We start from the raw sequence: 22,415 nt of genomic DNA, 5'->3' as shown, positions 1-22,415 counted from the left end.
TGCGGGGAACGGTGGAAGCGATCGCCGGAGCCACGCTGGCGCGGCTCCGGCGATGCGGGTGAACGAGATCAGATATGGAACAGTTGCGCCACCAGCGTCGCGCCGATGAACGTGCCGGCATTGGCCACGAACGACACCAGCACGATGCGCCAGCCGAGGCGGCGGAACGCGGGGATGTCCTTGGCGATCGACAGCCCCGCGAACACCAGCATCGGGGTGGTCACGCCGAGAAAATCGTTGTGCGAACCGAAGGCCGCGATCTGCGTGGCCCACGGGCACCACGGCGAGGTCAGGAACATCGCCACCACCGACACCCAGCACACGGCCGGAATGCGCCGCCCGGTGACGCGCGCCAGCGCATCGCCCACGATGGTCGCGCCCACCATGATCGCGATGCCCGGCAGCCCGACCAGCGGCGCGGTGCCGTGTGCGATCCAATCGCACACCAGCGCCATCGCGGCCGTCACGATCCAGGCCGTGAGCTTGCCGCCGTAGCCGAGCGAGGGCGCTTCGGTCTGCACCTCGCCGAGCGCCGGGCTGGCGGCTTCGGGTTGCGCCGAGGCCTTGGTGGTGCGGCCGATGATCGGCTCCAGCACGCGGTAGCCGAACACCGCCAGCGGCAGCGAGATGAACAGCGTGAAGTAGGTGCCGATGGTGGTGGTGATCAGGTTGCTGGCCGCCGCGAACGCGAGCACCGATTTCGCGGTTTCCGGGTCCTGCTGCGCGGCGATCGCGCCGGAGGCGGCCGCCATCATGCTGCCCGAGCCGACGCCCGAGCCCATCGCCAGCGCGAGCGGATCGAAGATGCCGAGGCTCGACACGAAGCCGGCGAACACGGCGATGAACACCGCGCCGAACACGGTGCCGGTCAGGTACTCGGCCAGCACGCCGCGCCCTTCGGCGGAATCCATGCCGTACTTCTCGCCGATGATCGCGAGGCTCGGCTCGCGGCCCACCGAGAACGTCGCGCCGATCGCCTCGCGCTTGATGCCGAGCAGCAGCGCGAGCGGCAGGCCCAGCAGGATGGTGCCGACAAAGTGGCCGAACTCCTGGAACGCGAGCGCCCAGCCGGCCGCCGCGAGCTTGGGCAGCGCGCTGCCCACCATCAGCCCGAGCTTCGCGACGAACAGCAGCAGCGCAGGCTGCAGCACGGCCGCTGCGAAGAACTGGTTCGACACGTCGAGCCGCGCGCTGCTTTTCCAGCGCGCGCTGGCCAGGCCGAGCGCCGCGCCGAGCAGCAGCGCCCAGATCATCGGCAGCAGCACCACCTTGCCCGGCCCGATCTTGAACGTGAACGAGCCGATCCACTGCGCGATCAGCAGAATGCCGGCGGCATACAGCATGACCTTCGCCGCGCCCGCGCCGCCGAATTCGCGGCGCTCGATTCCCAGTGCGTGTTCCATCGCGACCTCCCCTTTTGAGTCCGGCTTCCGTCGTACGCGGGCCGGTATTACAGATAACCGAAGGCGGTCGGCGGCGCTTCGGCCGTCTCGACCCACACGCTCTTGGTCTGCGTGTATTCGTACAGCGCCTCGACGCCGCTGGAGCGCCCGTAGCCGCTCATGCCGTAGCCGCCGAACGGCGAGGCGACGTTGATGGTCTTGTAGCCGTTGACCCAGAACGTGCCGGCGTTGACCTGCGCGGCCACGCGGTGCGCGCGCGCCACGTCGGTGGTCCACACCGCGCCGGCCAGGCCGAAATCGGTGTCGTTGGCGATGGCGATCGCTTCGTCTTCCGAATCGAACGGAATCGCCGCCACCACCGGCCCGAAGATTTCGGTGCGGGCGACGTCCATCGCATTGGTCACGCCGCTCAGCACGGTGGGCGCCACGAAATAGCCGCCGTTGCCGAGTTCGGCCGAACCGGCCGCCAGCGTCGCGCCGGCCTCCACGCCGCTCGCGATCATCCGCACCACATGTTCGTACTGCTTGCGATTGTTGATCGGGCCGACTTCGGTGGCGTCGTCGAGCGGCGCGCCCACGCGGATCTTTTTCGCGCCGGCCGCCACCATCGCGACGAATTCGTCGTACACCGAACGTTGCACCAGCAAGCGCGAGCCGGCCACGCAGCTCTGGCCCGCGCCGGCGAAGATCGCGGCCTGGGCGGTGAGCGCGGCACGCTTGAGATCGGCGTCGGCGAACACGATGTTGGCCGACTTGCCGCCCAGTTCCAGCACGCACGGCACCACGCGGCGCGCGGCGGCCTCGGCGATGCGCGCGCCGGTGGCCGGCGAGCCGACGAACACCACCTTGCTCACCACGCGATGCGCGATCGCAGTCTGCCCGACCGTATGACCGAAGCCGGCCAGCACGTTGACGAGGCCGCGCGGCAGCCCGGCGCGCTCGCCGAGCCGGCCCACCACGATCGAGGTGAACGGCGTCAGTTCCGACGGCTTGAGCAGCACGCCGTTGCCCATTGCCACGGCCGGCGCGACCTGCCAGCCGCAGGTAAACACCGGCGCGTTCCAGGGGGTGATCTGCAGCACCACGCCGGCCGGCTCGCGGCGCGTGTAGTTCAGGTGCGAGGTGGGCACCGGGATCACGTTGCCGTAGAACTTGTCGGTCCAGCCGGCGTAGTACTCGAACATCTCGGCGACCTTCGCCACCTCGCCGCGACAATCGCGGATCGGCTTGCCCGAGCCGAGCGATTCGAGCCGCGCGATCGCCTCGGCCTCGCCGCGAATCGTGCGCGCCACCTCGTTCATCACGCGGCCGCGCGCGGCGTGCGTCAACGCCCACCATTCGCGCTGCGCGCGGCGTGCGCTTTCGGCGGCGTGGGCCACCACGTCGGCGCCGGCGTCGCGGTAGGCGAGCGTCGCCTCGCCGGTGGCGGCGTCGTGGAGCTGGACCATGTCGCCCTGGCCCGCGACGAGTTCACCGTCGATATACGAGCCGATGGTGGTCGCGCCGGGGAAGAAGTGCGCGAAGGCGGCGAGCAACTGGTCTGCGTGCTGTGTCATGTCGGTATTCCGTGTCGGATTCGTCAGGCGAAAACTGAAAAGGCGCAGGAGGCTCAGGCCGGATCGAGGAAATCGACGATGCGGTTGAAATCCTCGGCGTCGCCGAGGTGCTCCTCGCTGGCCGCCCACAGCCGCGCGGCCTCGCGCGCCACCGGCGCGACGCTGTCGAACTGGTCGAGCAGGCCCAGCGCGAGACGCACGTCCTTGCGCATCAGCTTCATCGTGAAGCCCGAATCGAACTTGCCGTTGAAGATCCAGGTGGGGTAGTTGGTCAGCGTCGCGCTGTTGCGGCCCGAGCCGCCGTTCAGCGCCTCGACCAGCTTCTCGGGATCGACGCCGGCCGCGCGCGCGGTACGCACCGCTTCACTCGCCGCCAGCAGATGCACGCCCGTCAGCAGGTTGTTGAGCAGCTTGGTGACGTGGCCCGCGCCCACCGGGCCGACGTGCACGCGCTTCGCGCTGATCACGGCGAGGATCGGCTCGACCGCCGCGATGTCGGCGTCGGCACCGCCCAGCACCATCGTCATGGTCGCGGTGGCCGCGCCCTTCGGGCCGCCGCTGACGGGGCCGTCGACGAAACCGATGCCGCGCTCGGCCAGCGCCGCCGCCACCCGGCGCGTGCTGTCCGGGTCGGCCGTGGTGGTGTCCACCACGATCGTGCCGGGCTTGGCGTGCTCCAGCACGCCGCCCGCGCCGAGCACCACCGCTTCCACCACCGCCGAGGTCGGCAGCGACAGCAGCAGCACGTCGGCGTCGCGGGCGATCTCCGCCACCGACGCGCGCGCCGCCACCACGCCCTGCGCCGCGAGGCCGTCCGCCACGCCCGGCGCGGCGTCGTAACCGAGCACGGCATAGCCGCCGCGCCGCAGCGAACCCGCCATGCCGCGCCCCATGTTGCCCAGACCGATCACGCCTACCGTTTTCATCCGACGAACTCCCGATTGCTGTTGGTGAAGGGCGGAACGCCGGCTTGCGGCCGCCCTGCAGTGACTCGATGGTGGTCCGGGCGAGCCGTATAATCAATCACCGCCAATATTGCTATTGTTCTAATTTTTAGAACGCTCGAATCGAGAACGCCGCGCCATGACCGACACTTTGACCGACAGCCGGATCGTCTATTTCTACGAGGCGGTGCGCTGCGGCACGATCCGCGCGGCGGCCGACTGGCTCGACGTGGCGCCGTCGGCGGTGAGCCGCCAGATCGGCCTGCTGGAAAAGGAACTGGATGCCACCCTGGTCGAGCGGCACGCGCGCGGCGTCACGCCCACCGAGGCGGGGCGCTGCGTGATCGAGTATTTCCGCGAGCAACTGGCGCACCGCGACGATCTGATCTCGCGCCTGCAGGAGCTGCGCGGCCTGAAGACCGGCGAGGTCAGCCTGGTGCTCGGCGAGGGCTTCGTGTCGGACCTGCTGGCCGGGCCGATGCAGCAGTTCTGCCGGCAATACCCGGGCATCCACGTCAACCTGGACGTGGGCAGCACCAACGACGTGATCCGCAAGATCTCGAACGACGAGGGCGAGATCGGCCTCGTCTACAACCCGCCCGCCGAGCACAAGCTGGTGTCGCGCGCCTCGAAGCGGCAGCCGATGATGGCGATCGTCGGGCCGGATTTCCCGCGCCGTGCGCACAAGGTGCTGTCGGTCCAGCAACTGGCGACGTATCCGCTGGCGGCCACCCATCCGTCGTACGGCACGCGGCAGATGATGGAGGCCGTCGAATATGCCGAGCGCGTGCGGCTCGGGCCGATCGTCACCACCAATTCGTTCGCGATCCTCAAGGAATTCGTCAAGTCGGGGCTGGGCATCGCGGTGATGCCCGCGTTCGCCGTGGCGGCGGAACTGCAGGCGAAGGACCTGTTCGCGATCGACATCGCTCATCCGATCCTCGAAAACGCCGAGGCCCACATGGTCACGCGCGTGGGCCGCAAGCTGTCGGTGGCCGCCAACAAGATGCTGCAGATGATGACGGGGCAGATGCGCGCATTCCGTTGAACGCCACGCCCCCCCGCCACGACCGTATATCATCCGGTGCAGACAGCCGCCGATTCCGCGACCTCCTTTTTTCGCCAGCCGATGAACACACCGAACGAAGCCCGCGCGCTACGCGCCCTGACCGCCCTCGAAGCCCGCATCGTCGGCGTGCTCAACGAGAAGCAGCACACCGTGCCCGACACCTACCCGCTCTCGCTCAACGCGCTGACGGCCGGCTGCAACCAGAAGACGGCGCGCGCCCCCGTGATGAACGTGAGCGAGGCCGAGGTGCTCAACGCCATCGAGGAATTGAAGGGCGTGAGCCTGGTGTTCGAGGGCAGCAGCAGCCGCGTGCCGCGCTTCGAGCACAACCTGAACCGCGTGCTCGGCATCCCGAGCCAGGCCGTCGCACTGCTGACCGTGCTGCTGCTGCGCGGCGCGCAGACGGCCGCCGAGCTGCGCCTGAATTCGGCGCGGCTGCACGGCTTCGCCGATGTCTCGTCGGTCGAGAGCTTCCTGGAAGAACTGGCCGAGCGCTCGACGCCGCTGGTGATCAAGCTGCCGCGCGCGCCGGGCGCGCGTGAAAACCGCTGGATGCATCTGCTGTGCGGCGAGGTCAACCTGGCCGCCTACGCGGTATCGAGCACCGACGAAGGCGGTGCGACTGGCGGAGCAAGCCCGGCCGAATTCGAGGCGCTGCGCGAGGATCACGACCGCCTGGCCGAGGAAGTCGCGCGGCTGCGGGCGCTGGTCGAGCGGATGGCCGGTGAACTCGGCATCGATGCCGGTTCGGGCAACGATTCGGATGCCGATTCGGCCTCCTGACGAAACCGCGCCGGGCGCGCCTCAGTCGAGCGCGCGCCCCTTCATCTCCGGAATCAGCCACAGCGTCGCGACGATGTCGAGCACGTAGAGCGCGGCCAGCGCCGCGATCGCCACGGTGAACGAATAGCGCGCCGCCAGCGCGCCCACCACCATCGGCCCGAAGCCGCCGATCGCGCGGCCGAGATTCCACAGCACGTTCTGCGCCGTGGCGCGCGCGGCGGTCGGATAGGCTTCCGACATCAGCGTGCCGTAGCCGCCCACCATCCCGTTCACGAACATCCCCATCAGCGCGCCGGCCCACAGCAGCGCCGCCGGGTCGCTCAATTGCGCGTAGACGATCACCATCGCCACCGCGCCCGCCTGATAGACGAGGAACGTCGGCTTGCGGCCGATGCGGTCGGCGAGCTGGCCGAACAACCAGACGCCGGCCATCATGCCGAGCACCGTCACCGCGGTCCACATGCCCGATTTCGTCAGCGAGAAGCCGAGCCGTTTCGCGAGAAAGGTCGGCAGCCAGATCATGATTCCGTAGTAGCCGAAATTCTGCACCGCGCAGAGGATCACGATGCCGGTGCTGGTGCGGGCCGTGCGCGCGTCGGCGAACAGCATCCGGAAGCGCGCGCCGAGGCTCGGCATGGCCGCCTCGGGGTGGCGCGCAAGGACGAACGGCTCCGGTTCGTGCAGGCGGTTGCGCAATTGCCAGGCCACCAGGGCGGGCAGCATGCCGACCGCGAACATGCCGCGCCAGCCGATCCATTGCAGCAGCGTGGGCGTCAGCAGCGCGGCCAGCAACACGCCGCATTGCCAGCCGAGCGCCACGTAGGACGACACGCGCGCCCGCTTGGCCGCAGGCCACGCCTCGGCCGCCAGCGCCATGCCGATGCCGAATTCGCCACCCAGGCCGATGCCGGCCACGGTGCGATAGACGAGCAGGTCGGTGAAGCCCTGCGCGAGCGCGCACAGGCCGGTGAACACGGCGAACAGCGCGATCGTCCAGGTCAGCACGCGCACGCGGCCGTAGCGGTCGCTCAGTGCGCCGAAGATCAGGCCGCCGGCCACCGCGCCGATCAGCGTCCAGGTCACCAGCGCGCCGGCCTGCCCCGCATCGAGCTTCAGCGACACCGAGATGGCCGGCAGCATGAAGCCGAGGATCAGCAGATCGAAGCCGTCCATCGCATAGCCGATCGCGGCGCCGGCGAGCGCCTTCCAGGCGTAGCGCGTGACGGGTTCGGCGGCTGGGGAGGCGGCCTCGGCGGCGGCGGGAAACTTCGATGACATGGCGGTTCGGCGGTGGGTTCGGATCGGGTGCGCGGAGGCCAGGTGGCCGGTGCGCGACCGAAGGATACCGCGACAGAATCGAATCCACCGGCGACGCACACTTCATGATGATTCGCGCCGAGTCACGTCGATTCGCATTCCCGAATTTTCATTCGGCAATTTTTAATCGAATTAAAAACATCGAGGCAATGATTACCGTCCGCCGCTCCGCGCAAAAGCGCCAGCCCGCCTCGATTCCGGGAAACCGTCGATTCACCGCCCGGCATCATTTCGGAATCCATAAACATTCGATTTGTTTAGCTAAATCACCAAAAAATCAGGGATTTTTCCAAATAGCGGACCCGGCATTCCCCAGCGCACACTCGGGCTGACAACAAGCTTCCAGCCGTGGCCGCGCCTCGCGCCGCACCGGCATCGCGTTCGACAACACCTGGAGACAAGGATGCGGATGACCCTGAAGTGGGCCCTGGCGAGCGCGTGCCTCGCCGCCGTCGCCGCGCTCGGCGGCTGCAACGACGATGGCGGCGGCGCATCGCCGGCCTCGATCGCAAGCCAGATCGCCGGCGGCCTCGACAACACCCCGAACCCGGCGAACCGGCCCGGCCACGCGCCCGGCGGCCGCGTGGACATCGCGGGCCTGACGCAGCGCGTCAACGTATTCATCGGCACCGGCGCGCCCGACGCGGGCGGCCTGTTCCCCGGCAACCTGAACCCCGGCGCGCAAACGCCGTTCGGCATGGTCAGCTTCGGCCCCGACACGCCGGGCAGCGGCCAGCCCTGGGGCAATGGCTCGGGCGGCTATTACTACTCGGACAGCAGCATCGATTTCTTCAGCCTCACGCACCTGAGCGGCCCCGGCTGCCGAGGCCAGGGCGCGGTGGCGCTGATCCCCGGCGGCGGCGCGCTGACGTTCTCGCACGCCGACGAAAGCGCCTCGCCCGGCTACTATCGCGTGAAAACAGGCAACGGCGTGCTCAACGAATTCACCGCCACCACGCGCACCGGCATGGCTCGCCTCAGCTATCCGTCCGGCACCGCCTCGCCCGAACTGACGCTCGACGCCACGCGCAGCAACGGCATGAAAAGCGGCGTCGCGCCGGGCCTCGTGAACGTGTCGGTCGATACGGCGCGCAACGTGGTGACCGGCCAGACCGTGGTGGGCGCGTTCTGCGGCGGCACCTGGTACAAGCCGGTGTACTTCTCGATCGCGTTCGACACGCCGCTCGACGCGGCCAAGACGACGCTCGCCAACGGCGTGGCGAAGCTCGTGTTCCGCGCGAGCGCGCATCGCGGCGCGGTGGTGCAGATGAAGGCCGGGATTTCCTCGGTCAGCGTGGCCAACGCGCAACTGAACCTCGCGACGGAAAACCCGGGCTGGTCGTTCGAGCGGGTCAAGGCCGAACAGCAGGCGGTGTGGAACCACCGGCTCAACACGATCCAGCTCGACCTCGCGAAACCCGGCGCGCTCGCGCGCCTCGACGGCGCCACCGCGCAACGCGCGCGCAGCTACGTCACGCAGTTCTACACGGCGCTCTATCACGCGATGGCCGGCCCGACGGTGTACAGCGACGTAAACGGCGACTATCGCAGCATGCAGCAGACCGACCTCAACGCGGCGGCCAACACGGCCCCGGCGCGCGCCGTCGCCAATGTTTCGCAGTACGCAGTCCCGGGCAACCCGCGCGCCTATCGCACGCATTACGCGGGCTTCTCGCTGTGGGATACCTACCGTTCCGAAACGCAGTTGCAGGCCCTGCTGTTCCCATCCGAAACGAGCGACATGATGCAATCGCTGGTGGCCGACGCGCGGCAATGCGGCGCGTTCCCGCACTGGGTGGACGGCAGCGACGACACCAAGCCGATGGAAGGCGACCACGCGCCGAACGTGATCGCGGCGGCCTATGCGTTCGGCGCGCGCGGCTTCGATACCGGCGCGGCGCGCGGCGTCATGCTGCAATCGGCGTTCGGCACCGGCGGCCCCGGCAGCGCGTTCGTGGAAGGCGCCTGCAACAACATGCCGAGCGTGGACGACAGCGTGGGCGCCAGCCCGATCGCCGACGCCTACCTGAAATACGGCTACGTGACCACGGATTCGACCTCGAACCATCACCCCGGCTCGATGACGCTCGAACTCGGCACCACCGACGAATCGATCGGCAACTTCCTCGCCGCGCTCGGCCAGCCCGGCGATGCGCAAAGCGTCGCCGCGCTGCACCAGCGCGCGCGGGCCTGGGCGCACCTGTTCAACGCGAACATCCCGGCCGCCCTGAACTACAACGGCGGCGAAACGAGCGGCCTGGTGCCGAAGGACGCGAGCGGCCAATGGGTGTTCAGCGGCCCCGACAACGGCGGCTTCCACGAATCGAAGGAACCGAACTATCTGTGGACGATCGGCCATGACTACGCGTCGGTGATCGCCGCGCTGGGCGGCAACGCGGCGGCCGTCGCGCGCCTGAACACGCTGTTCGGGCTGAACCCGGGCGACCCGTTCGGCGGCCCGCTGCCGAGCGCGGCCACGCTCGACAGCGGCGAGAACGGCAACACGCTCTACATCGGCAACGAGCCGTCGCTGCAAACGCCGTGGGCCTACAACTGGGCCGGCAAGCCGCAGCTCGCGCAGCGCGTGATCCCGATCGTCATGAAGCAGACGTTCTTCGATACGCCGGGCGGGCTGCCGGGCAACGACGATGTCGGCGCGACCTCCACGTTCTATCTGTGGGCGAGCCTCGGGCTGTATCCGGTGGTGCCGTCGGCGCCGGGCCTGGCGATGTCCACGCCGCAATTCAAGGGCATGACGGTGTGGCTCGACGACGGCCGCAAGAAGCTGCGCATCGAGGCCGACGACGAGGCGCTGCTCAACGACAAGCCCTATATCAAGTCGGTACAACTGAACGGTACGACGTACCGTGGTTCGTGGCTGCCGGTGGCCGCGATCGCCGGCGGCGGCACGCTGCGCTACACGCTGTCGGCCACGCCGACCGATTGGGCGACCGATCCGTCGCTCGCGCCGCCCTCGGGGCCGGCCGCCGACTATACGAAGGCGACCGCGTCACCGTCACCCTCGCCGTGAAGCCGAGGCGTTACAGGCGGAACAACGCGCGCGGCGATTCCACAAGGATCGTGCGGCGCTGCGCGTCATCGGGCACCCAGCGCTGCAACGCGCGGGAGGCCGCTGCGTAATCAACGCGGTCGCGGTGCTCGGTGTGCGGCCAGTCGCTGCCCCACACCAGGCGCTGCGGCCCGAACGCAGCCAGCAGGTCGGCGGCCAGCGTCGCGCCGAGCGACTCGCCGCCGCCTTCGCGCACGCTGCGATAGGCCGCCGACAGCTTGACCCACACGCGCCCGCTGTCCGCCCGCGTCAGCAGATCGCGAAAGCCCGGATCGGCCGCGCCGGCCGCCGGTTCGGGCCGGCCGAAATGGTCGATCACGATCGCCCGGCATTGCGGCAGCAGCGCGTCGATCAATATGGGCAGGTCGGCCGCGCCGCGATGGATCTCGAGATGCCAGCCGAGCGCGTCGATGCGCGCGAGAAAGCGCGGCCAGGGCCCGCTGCGCAGGTCCGGCAGCGGCAACCCGATCAGGTTCAGCCGCGCACCGACGATGCCGCTCGCGGCCAGCGCCGCCAGCTCCGCGTCGCCGATCTGCGGATCGACCACGGCCACACCGCGAAAGCGCTGCGGATAGCGGCGCGCAACGCTCGCGAGCCAGCGGTTGTCGGTGCCGAGAAAGCTCGGCTGCACCAGCACGCCGTGCGACAGGCCGTGGCTGGCCAGATGCGCCACGTAGGCGTCCAGCGTCGCGTCGTAGTCGGGCGCGTGGCGGCGTTGCGCGGCCAGCGGCAGGCCGCGCACGAACAGGTGCGCGTGCGTGTCGACACCGGCCATCGGCGGTGCGGCGGCGGCAAGCCATGCGGCGCCGGCAGCCGACAGGCCGGCCTCGGCGCGCACGGCAAAATCGTCAGGCAGGGAAAGACTCATCGTCGACATGATCGGGAATGCGAAGGAAATCGAAACGGCACGCAATGCAATGGTGCAAACTCAGCGACGCGCCTCGGCCACCGCGCGCGCCGGCTCGGCGATGCGCCGGCCGCGCGTCTCGGGCAGCATCAGCGCGGCGATCACCACCAGCCCGTAGGCCACGCCGGCATCGATGCCGAGCGCCGAGCCAAGCGACATCGAGCTGCTCATGTGGCCGATCAGCACCGGAAAGCCGGCCGACACGATGCGGCCGAAGTTGTAGCAAAAACCCACGCCGGTGCCGCGCACGCCTTGCGGATACAGCTCGTTGAACAGCGCGCCGAGCGTGGCCGGAATGCCGGCCGAGAACAGCCCGAGCGGGAAGCTCAACAACAGCATGGCGGTGTCGCCGATCGGCAGGAACACATAGATATTGACCATCACGCCGCAGCACACCGCGAACAGGATCACGTTCCAGCGGCGGCCGATGCGATCCTGCAACCACGCGCTGACGAAGCAGCCGACGATGAACGCCACGATCACCACCGCCAGGTAGCCGCCCGTGCCGAGCACCGACAGATGACGCTCGGTTTTCAGGTAGGTGGGCAGCCAGGTGGTGATCGCGTAGTAGCCGCCGTGCGCGCCGAGGCCGATCAGGGCGCCGACGGCCGTGGTGCGCAGCACCGCCGGCGAGAAGATGCCGGCCGCCGTCGCCAGCACGCCTTGGCGCTGGCCGTTCGCGTCGATCGGCAGCGGCTCGCGCGGCGGCTCCACCACGTTGCGGCGCAGGTAGAGCACCAGCATCGCGGGCACCAGGCCGATCGCGAACAGCAGCCGCCACGCCCACTCCTGCGAGACGAACGAGAAGATCGCCGTGTAGAGCAGCACCGCACCGCCCCAGCCGAAACCCCAGGCGCTCTGCACGATGCCCATCGCCTTGCCGCGATGTTTGGCGTTGACGGTTTCGCTGAGGAGCACCGCGCCGGCCGTCCATTCGCCGCCGAAGCCGATGCCCTGCAGCGCCTTCAACGCCAGCAACTGGTCGAAGTTCTGCGCGAACGCGCTGAGGAACGTGAAGAAGGAAAACCAGATCACGGTGATCTGCAACGCGCGCACGCGCCCGACCCGGTCGGACAGCACGCCGGCCAGCAGCCCGCCGAGCGCGCCCGCCACCAGCGTCGCGCCGCCGATCAGGCCCGCCTGGCCCTTGCTGATGCCCCAGACGGTCAGCAGCGTCGGAATCACCAGCGAAAAGATCTGGGTATCGGCGGCGTCCACCGCCCAGCCGGCAAAGCAGCCCCACAAGGTTCGTTTCTCGGCGGGGGTGATGTCCCGATACCAGCGCATGACCGTCTCCTCGATGCGGGCGGCGCGGCGCGCCGGCCCGTCGGCCCCGTGGTTCCGGCGCCGCAATTGATTGATAGCCGGCATTCTGGCGCGCCTTGCATGCGTCGTACACTATGGAATCGTTGATCTTTCATTGCATGAGCGTATGGAATCGGCTCGCATCCTCAAATACTTCCTGGCCGTGGCCGACGCCGGCAGCGTGACCGGCGCGGCCGACCGGCTCGGCCTCGCGCAGCCCGCGCTGAGTCAGGCCATCACGCGGCTCGAACGCGAGCTGGGCGTGAAGCTGTTCTCGCGCACGCGCCGTGGTGCGACGCTGACGCCGGCCGGCGAGGCGATCGTCGACGACATCCGGCTCAGTGTCGCGCGCATCGAGGCCGCCGAGCGGCGCGTGCGCGATATCGGCGCGCAGCGCGGCGGGCGGCTCACGGTCGGCTTCGTGTCGGCGGCGCTGTTCGAGGTGCTGCCCAAGGCGATCGCCGCGCTGCGCGCCGCCGTGCCGAACGTCGAGCTGACGCTGCGCGAGATGAGCAACGCCGAGCAGGCCAGCGCGCTCGAATCGGGCGAGATCGACATCGGCCTGCTGCATACGCCGGTGGTGGTGCGCGGCCGCATGCACGAGCAACTGATCGCGCGCGAGCGCCTGCAGGCCGTGGTGCACGACACGCATCCGCTCGGGCCGGACGGCCGCCTCGCGCTGGCCGACCTCGCGCGCATCGGGCTGGTGTGGTTTCCACAAGGGCAGTTGCCGGTGGTGCGCGCGGGCATTCTCAGCGCGTTCCGCAAGGCCGGCTGCGAGGCGGAGATCGTGCAGGACGCGAACCGCTCGCTGACGGTGCTGGCCTGCGTGGCGGCCGGTTGCGGGGCGTCGTTGCTGCCCGCCTCGGTCAAGGCGTTGCAGTTCAGCGGCGTGCGCGTGTGCGAGATCCGCGACGGCGACGCGCTGCCGTTCTTCGAACTGAGCGCCGTGTGGCCGAACCGCTCGCGCCCCACGCTGGCCGACCGCTTCGCCGCGCTGCTCGAACGCGATGCGGCCAGCGACGCAACGCATGATGCGCCGGCCGCCTCGCGCAAGAAGCCCCGTTAGCCGCGCCGCCATCGGCTCTGTCGACACGCGCTTCGCGCCCGCCTGACGCCGCCGTCATTTCCGTAACACCCGTAATCGTCGTAACGCCGCGAAAAAATCCGGCAACACGGCCGCTGCCGTTCGACGAGATTTCTTTCGGCTTCCGAACGAATGGCCTTCGCCCCGCACCCACGTTCGACACGAAAGCGCACATCGCCCTCGTCGCGACACCGCCGCACGCCTTGTTGCGCCTTGTTGCGCCTCGTTCGCGCGCACCCCGCTCCGTCAGCCGCCGGAAAGAAACATGCAGTAAACACGAGGTAACCCGTCGCCGCGCGCCCGACGCGATACTCGCTTCCGTTTTCCCACCGGAGCGCGAACATGGCGCCGCCTCAGGCTTATTCGATCGATGCGCTGCACGGCTTCGAGCTGACCGAAGACGGCCAGTACCTGATGCTCAACAGCAACCAGCCCGATCGCCTCGCCCTGCATTGCTCGGTGATGCACGAGCTGCTCGCGGCGTTGTCGAATGCGATCGGCTCGTCGGAGCGCATCCGCCACAAGCAGCGCAGCGTCAAGTTCGTGATGCCGTGCGAAGCCTGGACCGTCGGCCGCGATGCGGGCGGCGCGCCGGATTTGATCCTGTCGTTCCGCCTGCCGGGCGGCGCCGAGCTGTCGTTCCAGGTCGAGCGCGCACTCGCGGGCCAGATGGCCGACGTGCTCGCGCTCGCCAGCGGCCCCGCTTCCGCCCTGCCCCGCGCGGCCGGCGCACTGCAATAAGCGCGCGCCGTCGTGCGCGTCCGCCTTCCCTCTCGCCCGCGGGTTCCCCGCCTTTCCGCCATCCGCATGAATGCATCTTCCCTGTCGTCCCGCCGCCTGCGGTTCCTGACGGTCGCCGGCCTCGGCGCGACCTCCGTGTCCGCCTGGGCCATCGATCCGTTTACCGTCTCGGACATCCGCGTCGAGGGCCTGCAGCGGATCGAGCCCAGTTCGGTGTTCGCCTATCTGCCGATCAAGCGGGGCGACACGTTCACGGATGATCTGGCATCCGAAACGATTCGCAAGCTCTACGCGACCGGCTTCTTCAACGACGTGCGGGTGGCGACGCAAGGCAGCGTGGTGGTGGTGCAGGTGCAGGAGCGCCCGGCGATCTCGGCGATCGATTTCGCGGGCATCAAGGAATTCGACAAGGACAACCTGACCAAGGCGCTGCGCGCCGTGGGCCTGTCGCAGGGCCGCTATTACGACAAATCGCTGGTGGACAAGGCCGAACAGGAACTGAAGCGCCAGTACCTGACGCGCGGCTATTACGCCGCCGAGGTCACCACCACCATCACGCCGGTCGATGCGAACCGCGTGTCGATCCTGTTCTCGGTGGCCGAAGGCCCGAGCGCGAAAATCCGCCAGATCAACTTCATCGGCAACAACACGTTCTCGTCGAGCACGCTGCTCGACGAGATGCAGCTTTCCACGCCGAACTGGTTCTCCTGGTACACGCGCAACGATCTGTATTCGAAGGACAAGCTGACGGGCGACCTCGAGAACGTGCGCTCGTACTACCTCGATCGCGGCTACCTCGAATTCAATGTCGATTCGACCCAGGTGTCGATCTCGCCCGACCGCAAGGACATGTACCTGACGGTCACGCTGCACGAGGGCCAGCCCTACACGCTGTCGAGCGTGAAGCTGGCCGGCAACCTGCTCGACCGCCAGGCCGAACTGCAGAAGCTGGTGAACATCAAGGCCGGCCAGCGCTTCTCGGCCTCGAAGCTGCAGGCCACCACCAAGGCGATCGTCGACAAGCTCGGCGAATACGGCTACGCGTTCGCCACCGTCAACGCGCAGCCCGAGATCGACCAGGCCACGCACAAGGTGGGCATCACGCTGATGGTCGATCCGAGCCACCGCGTATATGTTCGCCACATCAACATCTCGGGCAACGCGCGCACGCGCGACGAGGTGATTCGCCGCGAAATGCGCCAGATGGAAAGCGCGTGGTTCGATTCGAACCGGCTCGCGCTGTCGAAGGATCGCGTCAACCGGCTCGGCTATTTCACCGACGTGGACGTCTCGACCGAGCCGGTGGAAGGCACCACCGATCAGGTGGACGTCAACGTGAAGGTGACCGAGAAGCCCACCGGCTCGATCACGCTCGGCCTCGGCTACGGCTCGGGCGAAGGGCCGATCATCTCGGCAGGCATCTCGCAGGACAACGTGTTCGGCTCCGGCACCAGCCTGTCGGTCACGGTGAACACCGCCACCACCTACCGCACGCTGGCCGTCGAGCAGGTGGACCCGTATTTCACGATCGACGGCATCCGCCGCATCACCGACGTGTATTACCGCACCAGCCAGCCGCTCTATTACTCGAGCACGACCGATACCAGCTTCCGCGTGATCACCTACGGCGCGTCGACGAAGTTCGGCATCCCGTTCTCGGAAACGGACACGGTGTTCTTCGGCGCGGGCCTCGAACAGAACCGGCTCGACGTGGATTCGACCACGCCGCAAAGCTATATCGACTACGTGAATTCGTTCGGGCGGGTATCGAACAACGTGCCGGTCACGGTGGGCTGGTCGCGCGACAACCGCGACAGCACGCTGATCCCGAGCAAGGGCTACATGCTGCAGGCCAATGCCGAATACGGCACGCCGCTCGCCGCCACCACCTACGTCAAGAGCGACCTGCAAGCGCAGTACTACTACTCGTTCGCGCGCGGCTTCATTCTCGGCGTGAACTTTCAGGGCGGTTACGGCAAGGGCCTCGAAAACAAGCCCTATCCGATCTTCAAGAACTACTACGCGGGCGGCATCGGCTCGGTGCGCGGCTATGAATCGAGTTCGCTCGGCCCGCGCGACGCCACCACCGGCGACCCGATCGGCGGCTCGAAGATGCTGGTCGGCAACATCGAGCTGACCGTGCCGCTGCCCGGCACCGGCTACGACCGCACGCTGCGCGTGTTCACGTTCGTGGACGGCGGCAACGTGTGGGGCTCGGAAGGCAACAGCGTGGGCGCGAACGGGCTGCGCTACAGCTTCGGCGCGGGCCTGGAATGGATCTCGCCGATCGGGCCGCTGAAGCTCGACCTCGGCTTCCCGATCGTCAAGCACACGGGCGACCAGTACCAGAGGTTCCAATTCCAGATCGGCACGTCGTTCTGACGCAGTGGCCCCACATCCGTCTCCCGCAGCCGGGCGGCTTCGCGTAGGATAGCCGGCGGTCCGCGAGCGGACCCGCGGCGCCGGCCTGCGCCGCCTACCCCACGGAGACGTATGAACACTTCGACCAACCGGGCGTCGTGGCTCGGCGCCCTGCTGATCGCCGCCCTTTTCACCGCCGCCGCCCTGCCTTGCACCGCGCGGGCGGCCAGCTTCGATTGCGCCCAGGCGGCCACGCCGACCGAAAAGCGCATCTGCGCCGATCCGCAACTTTCCAGGCAGGACGAAACGCTGCGCGACCTCTACGCCCGCGCGCCGGCCACCCCCGACTGGCGCGCCGACCAGCGCGCCTGGCTCGCCACCCGCGACGCCTGCGCCGACGACGCCTGCCTGCGCAACGCCTACGCCGACCGCCTGGTCGTGCTGCGCCACGCCAACACGCCGTTCCACTGGGGCACGCGCTGGCAGCGCGTCGATTCGAGCGGCCAGCACGGCGCATCGATCGACATCACGCACGTGAACGACCAGCATTTCCTGTTCAGCTTCGACGCGGCGGCCGGCGCGAACTCGGGCGCGCTGTCCGAAACCGCCACGTTCTCCGCGCCGGGCACGGCCCAATACGTCGGCAACCAGAAGATGGATACCCAGGGCTGCGTGCTGACGTTCCGGCGCGTGCTGAACCGCCTGAGCGTGGACCAGAAGGGCGACCCGTTCGCCTGCGGCGCGGGCGTCGGGGTCTATTACAACGGCGATTACGTCGCCGCCGCGAAGGACCCGAACGCCGCGCCGAACCTGCTGTCGCTCGGCATCGCGCGCAGCGTGGCCGAAGATGCCGCGCTGCACCAGTTGCTCGGCCACGACTACCAGACCATGGTCGGCACCGCCGGCGTGGTGGATACCAGCGCCGACAACCTCGACCACAACGGCGCGCGCGTGGCCGCGATGTTCGTGCAGGGCGTGGCGTGCGACACGAAATCGGTGCTGATGAGCGACGACCGCGGCCACCTGTGGGCCGCCGTGTGGGATGCCGGCATGCCGCCCGCGCCCACATCGATGCGCTATTACACCAACGTGCCGGCCGATCGCGGCCGCTTGCCCAAGACCATCGCCGAAGCGAACACGCAAACCTGCCCCGGCGAAACCGTGGTGGTGAAGATGATGCCGTGAAGGTGTCGAGCGGCCCGGTGCGGGGTGATTGCGCCGGGTGCGTGCTTATTGCTTCATTTTGTTATTGCGGAATATCGACTAAACAAAAACCAGTCATTCAAACCCGTCAATTCCGACAGCATCCGACTGGAATAAAAACTCGATTCGATTATCCCGTTTGCTTATTGCATTGACCGGTTATTAGGCCGCCGCATCTCGCACTCGACCCGCAATCGTTTGCGCATAACCGGCCGCGTAAAATTTTAAACTTTCGTGGTTTTTTTCATTGCGTCGTGCGATTATCGCCGTCGCGATGCTACCTATGTGTCGCAAGGAAGTTTCGTCGGCCCGTATTCCGCCGAAATTATCCAGTGCCTTGACGATCCGCGCCGCCGGCGGCGCGGATCTTTTTACCGAGGCATTTTTTCTGAATTAGTGCCAATTCAAATTTCAGATATCTCGATCATGGCCGCCAATCGGCGCGATTCTTTGGAATAGGCGCTCGCCATTTGCCAGGGAAGCTGCAATCAAACACCGCCTTGTTCAGCGTCATGGTGCTGCGTCGCGTTTTCCCTCATTGTTTCGAAGCCCCCTAGAACTTCGTTCAATGATGCATGGCCACATCACACGGCACCATCCGTAGGGCGCTTAAAGCCCTGCTGTTTATCGTTCTGTTTCTTTTGTCGTTCCGTTTTGTCCGCCCATACGACGATGAATGGACGCAGTCCGAAATGCGCGCATGGATGCACGCGTCGGAAGTGCTGGGCATCCGTGACCCGGAAGACCTGTATATCGGTCTATGGATCACCGTTGAATTGATCGTGGCAGCGACTGCCTATGTGGCGATCATCAGGCTATGGCGGCGCTTTTCGGCATGACTGGCTGCATAGGCACTGTTCGTCGTAAAACCCATGCCACGGCCCAATCGGCACCTCGGCCTCCGCGTGGCTGCGAAACCATTCCCGGTTCAGCAACGCGTCGCGAAGTTTTCCGTTAAAGCTTTCCGGCTTGTGTCAGCCACACTCAACCGCGCCCCACAAACGGCATATTGCTGGCCATCACCGTCATGTTCAGCACATTGGCCGACAACGGCAGGCTCGCCATATAGCCCACCGCATCGGCCACATGCGCCACGTCGAACATCGGCTCGGTCGCCATCGTGCCGTTCGCTTGCAGAACCCCGCGCTGCATGCGCTCCGACAATTCCGTCAACGCATTGCCGATATCGATCTGGCTGCAGACGATGTCGAACGCGCGGCCGTCGAGCGCGATGCTGCGGGTCAGGCCGAGCACGGCGTGCTTGCTGGCCGTGTAGGGCGAGGTGAACGGCCGAGGCGTGTGCGCCGAGATCGAGCCGTTGTTGATGATGCGCCCGCCGCGCGGCGACTGGCGGCGCATCAGCGCGAACGCGCCGCGCGCGCACAGGAACACGCCCGTCAGGTTGGTGTCGATCACGTCGCGCCAGCGCTCCACGCTCAGTTCGTCGATCGGCACGGCCGGCGCGTTGATGCCGGCGTTGTTGAACAGCAGATCGAGCCGGCCGTAGGTGCGCTCGATCTCGGCGTAGAGCGCATCGACGCTGCCCGCGTCGCGCACGTCCACGCTGACGGCCAGCGCCTCGCGGCCACGCGCCTTCGCCGCCTCGACGAATTCGGCCAGCGGCTCGGGCCGGCGGCCGGCCGCCACCACCGTGAAGCCGTCGTCGAGCAGGCGGTTGGCCGTGGCGCGCCCGATGCCGCTGCCGGCGCCGGTCACGAGTGCGATGCGCGGCGTGGCCGCGTGATTGGCGGTGGGTTCCATCTGCGAGTCTCCTGGTCGTGGCGAAGGGAACGGGGTGCCGGCATGGCCGCGCCCGGGGGGAGCCGGCCGGCGCGCCGCGTGCACGGCGAAGGTGCTAGCATGGCGCAACCCGAGGCATCGCGCAGCATGGCGAGCATGTCGCCACGGGCTTTCGATACGCTTGCATACCGTAGGGAACCAGGAGGAGCTATGTCTTTCGAGCATCGTGGATTTCGCGTGACCACGGATACCTTGCCGGACGATACCGGCACGCAGTGGCAATGCATCGCGAAGATCCACGGCATCGACGACGCGCATCGCGACGTCGAATTGCCGAACGTCGAACTGACGATCTCGCGCCTGAAAATCGACGTGCTGATGGTCATCAGCATGATCGAGCAGCGCGCCAAGGATTCGATCGACGAGTGGCTCGCGGCCCACTGAGCCACGGCACGGCGGCCGCGCGTCACGGGCGCCAGCCCGGCGGCATGCGGTGGCCGTTTCACGGCGCGGCGGAAGTTCGTCGCGCCTGAGCGCTCGACCGGCTTGGGTCCCAATCCACCGCCTTTTGGCTTGCCCGCTTCAGCCTTCCCCGCCTTCCCGCTTCGTTACTCGCTCACCTGCTTGATCCGCTTGACCGCTTCGGCCTGCCGTCCCGATGGATCGCCTGCCCGGCCTCGCTCGCCTGGCAATGTGTCCCGCGCCTGCGGTCCCCAACAGCTTCGCGGCAATTACGGCATCCCGCGGATACGCTGCCCCGGCGCGCTGAAGATCCGCGCCGCGCACACGCCTGCCCCGCTCGTACACGCCACCGCTCATTTCACGCGCCCGGCGCGCTGCCGGCCAGCGCCGAATGCGCCACGCGGATCACGTCGCGGCCGGTTTGCCGGGCCTCGTACAGCGCGAGATCGGCGCGCACGTAAAGGCGCTCGAAGGTATCGCCATCCTCGGCCGCGGCAATGCCGCCGCTGACGGTGTAGACGCAATCGCCGCCCGGCGTCACGACGGTGCGTGACGCGGCGGCCGCGCGCAGCCGCTCGCCGGCCTGCCAGGCCGCGCGCGCCGCGGTGCCGGGCAACAGCACGCCGAACGTTTCACTGCCGATCCGGCCGACCAGCGTATCGGCACGCAGTTGCGCCCCGGCCAGTTGCGCGAAATCGCGCAGCACCGCATCGCCGCCGGCGCTGCCGACGGTGTCGTTGATGCGATCGAAGCGGTCGAGTTCGAGCACCAGCAACGCGACCGGGTGCACCGTGCGCGGGTCCGCCAGGCAGTCGCGCACCGCCGCCTCGAACTGCTTGCGCGACGGCAGGCCGGTCAGCGCGTCGCCGTCGGTGCTGTCGCTGGCGCGGCGCAGCAGCGTGTCGTGCACCAGCATCAGCGCCGCGAGCGGCAGCATCGCGGCCGCCACCTCGGCGATACAAAACAACATCGGCACCCTGACGTGCGCGGTGCACGCCGCTCCGTCGAACACCGCGCACAAGCCCATCAACAACGCCAGCCCGGCCGTGACGCGACGCGGGCGCACGATGTCCGCCGTCGGCGCGGGACGCAGCAGACGCCACGCGATCGACGCGCCGAACACCACGGCGAACACGCTGTTCGCAAGCGCCATCGCGGGCTGCCCGCCTCCGGCCACCGCCACGCCGCCCAGCACCAGCCCAAGTGCGACCACCGCGCCGGCCAGCACCGGCCGATTCGGCTGCACGCCGGCCAGCCGCTGGCAGCCGGCGTAAAAGCAGGCAAGCGACGCGGCGCCGGCCAGCCCGGCCAGCACCAATGCGAACGGCGCGGCCACCTGCCGATGCGGCAACGGCAGCAGCACCGAAACGCTGATCAGCGCGGCGCAGGCGGCCCATTCACGCACGCCGGGCAGCCGGGCGCGCCACAACGAGGCGTGCAGCACCAGCGCGACGATACCGATCGAGGCGGCGAAAACGAGGAAAGGCGGGACAGGATCTGACATTCGGGTAGCGGCGGATCAGGCGCGACGGGGCTGAGGCCGGCCGGCGGCTCGCGCTCGGCGAACCCGCTTTCGGCAAACGACATGCAATGGCTCTGACGCGCCCCGGACACCCATGTGATTCTCTCGGTCTGTTGTCTTGTGAATGGCTTCGGCCGGCCGGCGCGGTCGATACGCGCGGTCACGGCAATCGGATTCGATGCGCGTGCAACGGTGTGCGCATCCCGCCTGGTCGGAGCGAAACCCGGCATCGTCGGCACGATCGCAGACGACGCGACGTGATTGTAGGGGGGCTTGCGGGCCGGTGGACGCCATGCCAAGAACTTTAACAATCTTTCGCCGGCGGACATGGACGTACCGAAAGCGGCCCGCCCGCCGAGGATTACAAGGACATTTCACCCGGGTCGTGAACGGCGGCGCGGCGGCCGATTGCACGGCACCGCGAACCACGCTACCCTAACTCCGATTCAGAAAGTCGGAGTGGACATGGCACATATCAGTACAGGGGTCGAATACGGGCTGCATTGCCTGCTTTATCTGATCGAGCCGGCGCCGGGCATGCGCGAGGCCAGCGTGCGCGATCTCGCGGAATTGCAGGGCGTGCCGGTGGATTTTCTCGCCAAGCTGTTCACCAAGCTGCACAAGGCCGGGCTGGTGATCGCCACCGAAGGCGCGAAAGGCGGCTTCGCGCTGGCGCGGCCGGCCGAGCAGATTTCCGTGCTCGACGTGGTCAGCGCGATCGACGGCGATAAAGCGCTGTTCGAATGCCGCGAGATTCGCGACCGCTGCGCCGTGTTCGAGGGCGCCAAGCCGGCGTGGGCGACGAGCGGCGTGTGCGCGATCCACTCGGTCATGCAGCAGGCGGAAAAGAAGATGCGCGAATCGCTGGCCTCGCAATCGCTGGCCGAGATCGCCGGGCGGGTGTCGTCGAAGGCGCCGCGCAGCTTCGGGCCGCAGGTCGTCAAG

General features: G+C 68.0%; 19 protein-coding genes and 1 pseudogene. 11 read left to right on the top strand and 9 right to left on the bottom strand.

The window, feature by feature from the left end; translation table 11 throughout:
- Nucleotides 1-68: 68 nt before the first annotated feature.
- The 3 genes from ACYP33_RS20060 to ACYP33_RS20050 are packed head-to-tail and all read right to left on the bottom strand — an operon-like array spanning nucleotide 69 to nucleotide 3,885.
- Complete coding sequence (locus ACYP33_RS20060; RefSeq protein ID WP_459623559.1) at nucleotides 69-1,403, bottom strand: DUF3100 domain-containing protein; 1,335 nt, start codon at nucleotides 1,401-1,403, stop codon at nucleotides 69-71.
- Nucleotides 1,404-1,450: 47 nt separating this feature from the next.
- A complete protein-coding gene (locus ACYP33_RS20055; protein ID WP_459623557.1) occupies nucleotides 1,451-2,959 on the bottom strand; it encodes an aldehyde dehydrogenase family protein in 1,509 nt (502 codons plus the stop codon).
- A gap of 53 nt (nucleotides 2,960-3,012) precedes the next feature.
- On the bottom strand, nucleotides 3,013-3,885 hold the full coding sequence (locus tag ACYP33_RS20050; protein ID WP_459623555.1) for an NAD(P)-dependent oxidoreductase: 873 nt from the start codon (nucleotides 3,883-3,885) through the stop codon (nucleotides 3,013-3,015).
- A gap of 157 nt (nucleotides 3,886-4,042) precedes the next feature.
- On the opposite strand from ACYP33_RS20050, the gene ACYP33_RS20045 reads away from it, so the two are divergent.
- Nucleotides 4,043-4,951 (top strand): LysR family transcriptional regulator, encoded by a 909-nt coding sequence (locus tag ACYP33_RS20045; protein ID WP_414440226.1) that lies wholly within the window; start codon nucleotides 4,043-4,045, stop codon nucleotides 4,949-4,951.
- Between the two features lie 81 nt (nucleotides 4,952-5,032).
- Nucleotides 5,033-5,755, top strand: a complete 723-nt coding sequence (locus tag ACYP33_RS20040; RefSeq protein ID WP_459623553.1) for a YceH family protein — start codon at nucleotides 5,033-5,035, stop codon at nucleotides 5,753-5,755.
- A 21-nt stretch (nucleotides 5,756-5,776) separates the two neighbouring features.
- Here ACYP33_RS20040 and ACYP33_RS20035 read toward each other — a convergent pair whose 3' ends face one another.
- Nucleotides 5,777-7,033 (bottom strand): MFS transporter, encoded by a 1,257-nt coding sequence (locus ACYP33_RS20035; protein WP_414440228.1) that lies wholly within the window; start codon nucleotides 7,031-7,033, stop codon nucleotides 5,777-5,779.
- Here ACYP33_RS20035 and ACYP33_RS20030 point away from each other — a divergent pair.
- Both ACYP33_RS20030 and ACYP33_RS20025 read left to right on the top strand, forming a co-directional pair.
- Nucleotides 7,027-7,404 carry a hypothetical protein gene (locus ACYP33_RS20030; protein ID WP_459623552.1) on the top strand — a complete coding sequence of 126 codons (378 nt, stop codon included), beginning with the start codon at nucleotides 7,027-7,029 and terminating at the stop codon, nucleotides 7,402-7,404. The genes ACYP33_RS20035 and ACYP33_RS20030 overlap by 7 nt on opposite strands.
- A gap of 71 nt (nucleotides 7,405-7,475) precedes the next feature.
- Nucleotides 7,476-10,103 (top strand): GH92 family glycosyl hydrolase, encoded by a 2,628-nt coding sequence (locus ACYP33_RS20025; protein WP_459623551.1) that lies wholly within the window; start codon nucleotides 7,476-7,478, stop codon nucleotides 10,101-10,103.
- A gap of 10 nt (nucleotides 10,104-10,113) precedes the next feature.
- On the opposite strand, the gene ACYP33_RS20020 is transcribed toward ACYP33_RS20025, so the two are convergent.
- Both ACYP33_RS20020 and ACYP33_RS20015 read right to left on the bottom strand, forming a co-directional pair.
- Nucleotides 10,114-11,010 carry an amidohydrolase family protein gene (locus ACYP33_RS20020; protein WP_459623549.1) on the bottom strand — a complete coding sequence of 299 codons (897 nt, stop codon included), beginning with the start codon at nucleotides 11,008-11,010 and terminating at the stop codon, nucleotides 10,114-10,116.
- A 60-nt stretch (nucleotides 11,011-11,070) separates the two neighbouring features.
- Nucleotides 11,071-12,336 carry an MFS transporter gene (locus ACYP33_RS20015; RefSeq protein WP_414440237.1) on the bottom strand — a complete coding sequence of 422 codons (1,266 nt, stop codon included), beginning with the start codon at nucleotides 12,334-12,336 and terminating at the stop codon, nucleotides 11,071-11,073.
- Nucleotides 12,337-12,481: 145 nt separating this feature from the next.
- Between ACYP33_RS20015 and ACYP33_RS20010 the strand changes: the two genes are divergently transcribed.
- From ACYP33_RS20010 to ACYP33_RS19990, 5 genes are all read left to right on the top strand, one after another.
- Nucleotides 12,482-13,423 (top strand): LysR family transcriptional regulator, encoded by a 942-nt coding sequence (locus ACYP33_RS20010; RefSeq protein ID WP_414440238.1) that lies wholly within the window; start codon nucleotides 12,482-12,484, stop codon nucleotides 13,421-13,423.
- 360 nt (nucleotides 13,424-13,783) lie between these two features.
- Nucleotides 13,784-14,182: a hypothetical protein gene (locus tag ACYP33_RS20005; protein ID WP_414440239.1), complete on the top strand. Its 399-nt coding sequence runs from the start codon at nucleotides 13,784-13,786 to the stop codon at nucleotides 14,180-14,182.
- A 66-nt stretch (nucleotides 14,183-14,248) separates the two neighbouring features.
- Nucleotides 14,249-16,564 carry an outer membrane protein assembly factor BamA gene (gene bamA, locus ACYP33_RS20000; RefSeq protein WP_459623547.1) on the top strand — a complete coding sequence of 772 codons (2,316 nt, stop codon included), beginning with the start codon at nucleotides 14,249-14,251 and terminating at the stop codon, nucleotides 16,562-16,564.
- Nucleotides 16,565-16,675: 111 nt separating this feature from the next.
- A complete protein-coding gene (locus ACYP33_RS19995) occupies nucleotides 16,676-17,728 on the top strand; it encodes a lysozyme inhibitor LprI family protein (RefSeq protein WP_459623545.1) in 1,053 nt (350 codons plus the stop codon).
- Between the two features lie 593 nt (nucleotides 17,729-18,321).
- Entirely contained in the window at nucleotides 18,322-18,585 is a 264-nt protein-coding gene (locus ACYP33_RS19990) for a hypothetical protein (RefSeq protein WP_459623543.1), read from the top strand.
- A gap of 15 nt (nucleotides 18,586-18,600) precedes the next feature.
- Here ACYP33_RS19990 and ACYP33_RS19985 read toward each other — a convergent pair.
- Nucleotides 18,601-18,711 (bottom strand): annotated as a pseudogene (locus ACYP33_RS19985) (integrase core domain-containing protein); the annotation flags it as partial.
- Nucleotides 18,712-18,730: 19 nt separating this feature from the next.
- Complete coding sequence (locus ACYP33_RS19980) at nucleotides 18,731-19,507, bottom strand: SDR family oxidoreductase (RefSeq protein ID WP_459623541.1); 777 nt, start codon at nucleotides 19,505-19,507, stop codon at nucleotides 18,731-18,733.
- A 216-nt stretch (nucleotides 19,508-19,723) separates the two neighbouring features.
- Between ACYP33_RS19980 and ACYP33_RS19975 the strand changes: the two genes are divergently transcribed.
- A complete protein-coding gene (locus ACYP33_RS19975) occupies nucleotides 19,724-19,930 on the top strand; it encodes a hypothetical protein (protein WP_414440244.1) in 207 nt (68 codons plus the stop codon).
- A gap of 376 nt (nucleotides 19,931-20,306) precedes the next feature.
- Here the strand turns inward: ACYP33_RS19975 and ACYP33_RS19970 are convergent, their stop codons facing one another.
- Nucleotides 20,307-21,452, bottom strand: a complete 1,146-nt coding sequence (locus ACYP33_RS19970; RefSeq protein WP_459623539.1) for a GGDEF domain-containing protein — start codon at nucleotides 21,450-21,452, stop codon at nucleotides 20,307-20,309.
- Nucleotides 21,453-21,935: 483 nt separating this feature from the next.
- On the opposite strand from ACYP33_RS19970, the gene ACYP33_RS19965 reads away from it, so the two are divergent.
- On the top strand, nucleotides 21,936-22,415 hold a 480-nt coding region (locus ACYP33_RS19965; RefSeq protein ID WP_459623537.1), incomplete at its 3' end, for an RrF2 family transcriptional regulator.

This window comes from Burkholderia sp. 3C, from assembly GCF_054589155.1.
Note: the sequence above shows the minus strand (reverse complement) of the source record. Positions and strands in the feature narration are given on the sequence as shown.

What these genes read in the sequence shown, in the direction of transcription:
- ACYP33_RS20045 (WP_414440226.1), top strand. Translation starts at nt 4,043, where the DNA reads ATGACCGACACTTTGACCGACAGCCGGATCGTCTATTTCTACGAGGCG.
- ACYP33_RS20060 (WP_459623559.1), bottom strand. Translation starts at nt 1,403, where the DNA reads ATGGAACACGCACTGGGAATCGAGCGCCGCGAATTCGGCGGCGCGGGC.
- ACYP33_RS19970 (WP_459623539.1), bottom strand. Translation starts at nt 21,452, where the DNA reads ATGTCAGATCCTGTCCCGCCTTTCCTCGTTTTCGCCGCCTCGATCGGT.
- ACYP33_RS20015 (WP_414440237.1), bottom strand. Translation starts at nt 12,336, where the DNA reads ATGCGCTGGTATCGGGACATCACCCCCGCCGAGAAACGAACCTTGTGG.
- ACYP33_RS20050 (WP_459623555.1), bottom strand. Translation starts at nt 3,885, where the DNA reads ATGAAAACGGTAGGCGTGATCGGTCTGGGCAACATGGGGCGCGGCATG.
- ACYP33_RS20020 (WP_459623549.1), bottom strand. Translation starts at nt 11,010, where the DNA reads ATGAGTCTTTCCCTGCCTGACGATTTTGCCGTGCGCGCCGAGGCCGGC.
- ACYP33_RS20040 (WP_459623553.1), top strand. Translation starts at nt 5,033, where the DNA reads ATGAACACACCGAACGAAGCCCGCGCGCTACGCGCCCTGACCGCCCTC.
- ACYP33_RS19980 (WP_459623541.1), bottom strand. Translation starts at nt 19,507, where the DNA reads ATGGAACCCACCGCCAATCACGCGGCCACGCCGCGCATCGCACTCGTG.
- ACYP33_RS20025 (WP_459623551.1), top strand. Translation starts at nt 7,476, where the DNA reads ATGCGGATGACCCTGAAGTGGGCCCTGGCGAGCGCGTGCCTCGCCGCC.
- ACYP33_RS19990 (WP_459623543.1), top strand. Translation starts at nt 18,322, where the DNA reads ATGGCCACATCACACGGCACCATCCGTAGGGCGCTTAAAGCCCTGCTG.
- ACYP33_RS19995 (WP_459623545.1), top strand. Translation starts at nt 16,676, where the DNA reads ATGAACACTTCGACCAACCGGGCGTCGTGGCTCGGCGCCCTGCTGATC.
- ACYP33_RS20055 (WP_459623557.1), bottom strand. Translation starts at nt 2,959, where the DNA reads ATGACACAGCACGCAGACCAGTTGCTCGCCGCCTTCGCGCACTTCTTC.
- bamA (WP_459623547.1), top strand. Translation starts at nt 14,249, where the DNA reads ATGAATGCATCTTCCCTGTCGTCCCGCCGCCTGCGGTTCCTGACGGTC.
- ACYP33_RS20030 (WP_459623552.1), top strand. Translation starts at nt 7,027, where the DNA reads ATGACATGGCGGTTCGGCGGTGGGTTCGGATCGGGTGCGCGGAGGCCA.
- ACYP33_RS20005 (WP_414440239.1), top strand. Translation starts at nt 13,784, where the DNA reads ATGGCGCCGCCTCAGGCTTATTCGATCGATGCGCTGCACGGCTTCGAG.
- ACYP33_RS20010 (WP_414440238.1), top strand. Translation starts at nt 12,482, where the DNA reads ATGGAATCGGCTCGCATCCTCAAATACTTCCTGGCCGTGGCCGACGCC.
- ACYP33_RS20035 (WP_414440228.1), bottom strand. Translation starts at nt 7,033, where the DNA reads ATGTCATCGAAGTTTCCCGCCGCCGCCGAGGCCGCCTCCCCAGCCGCC.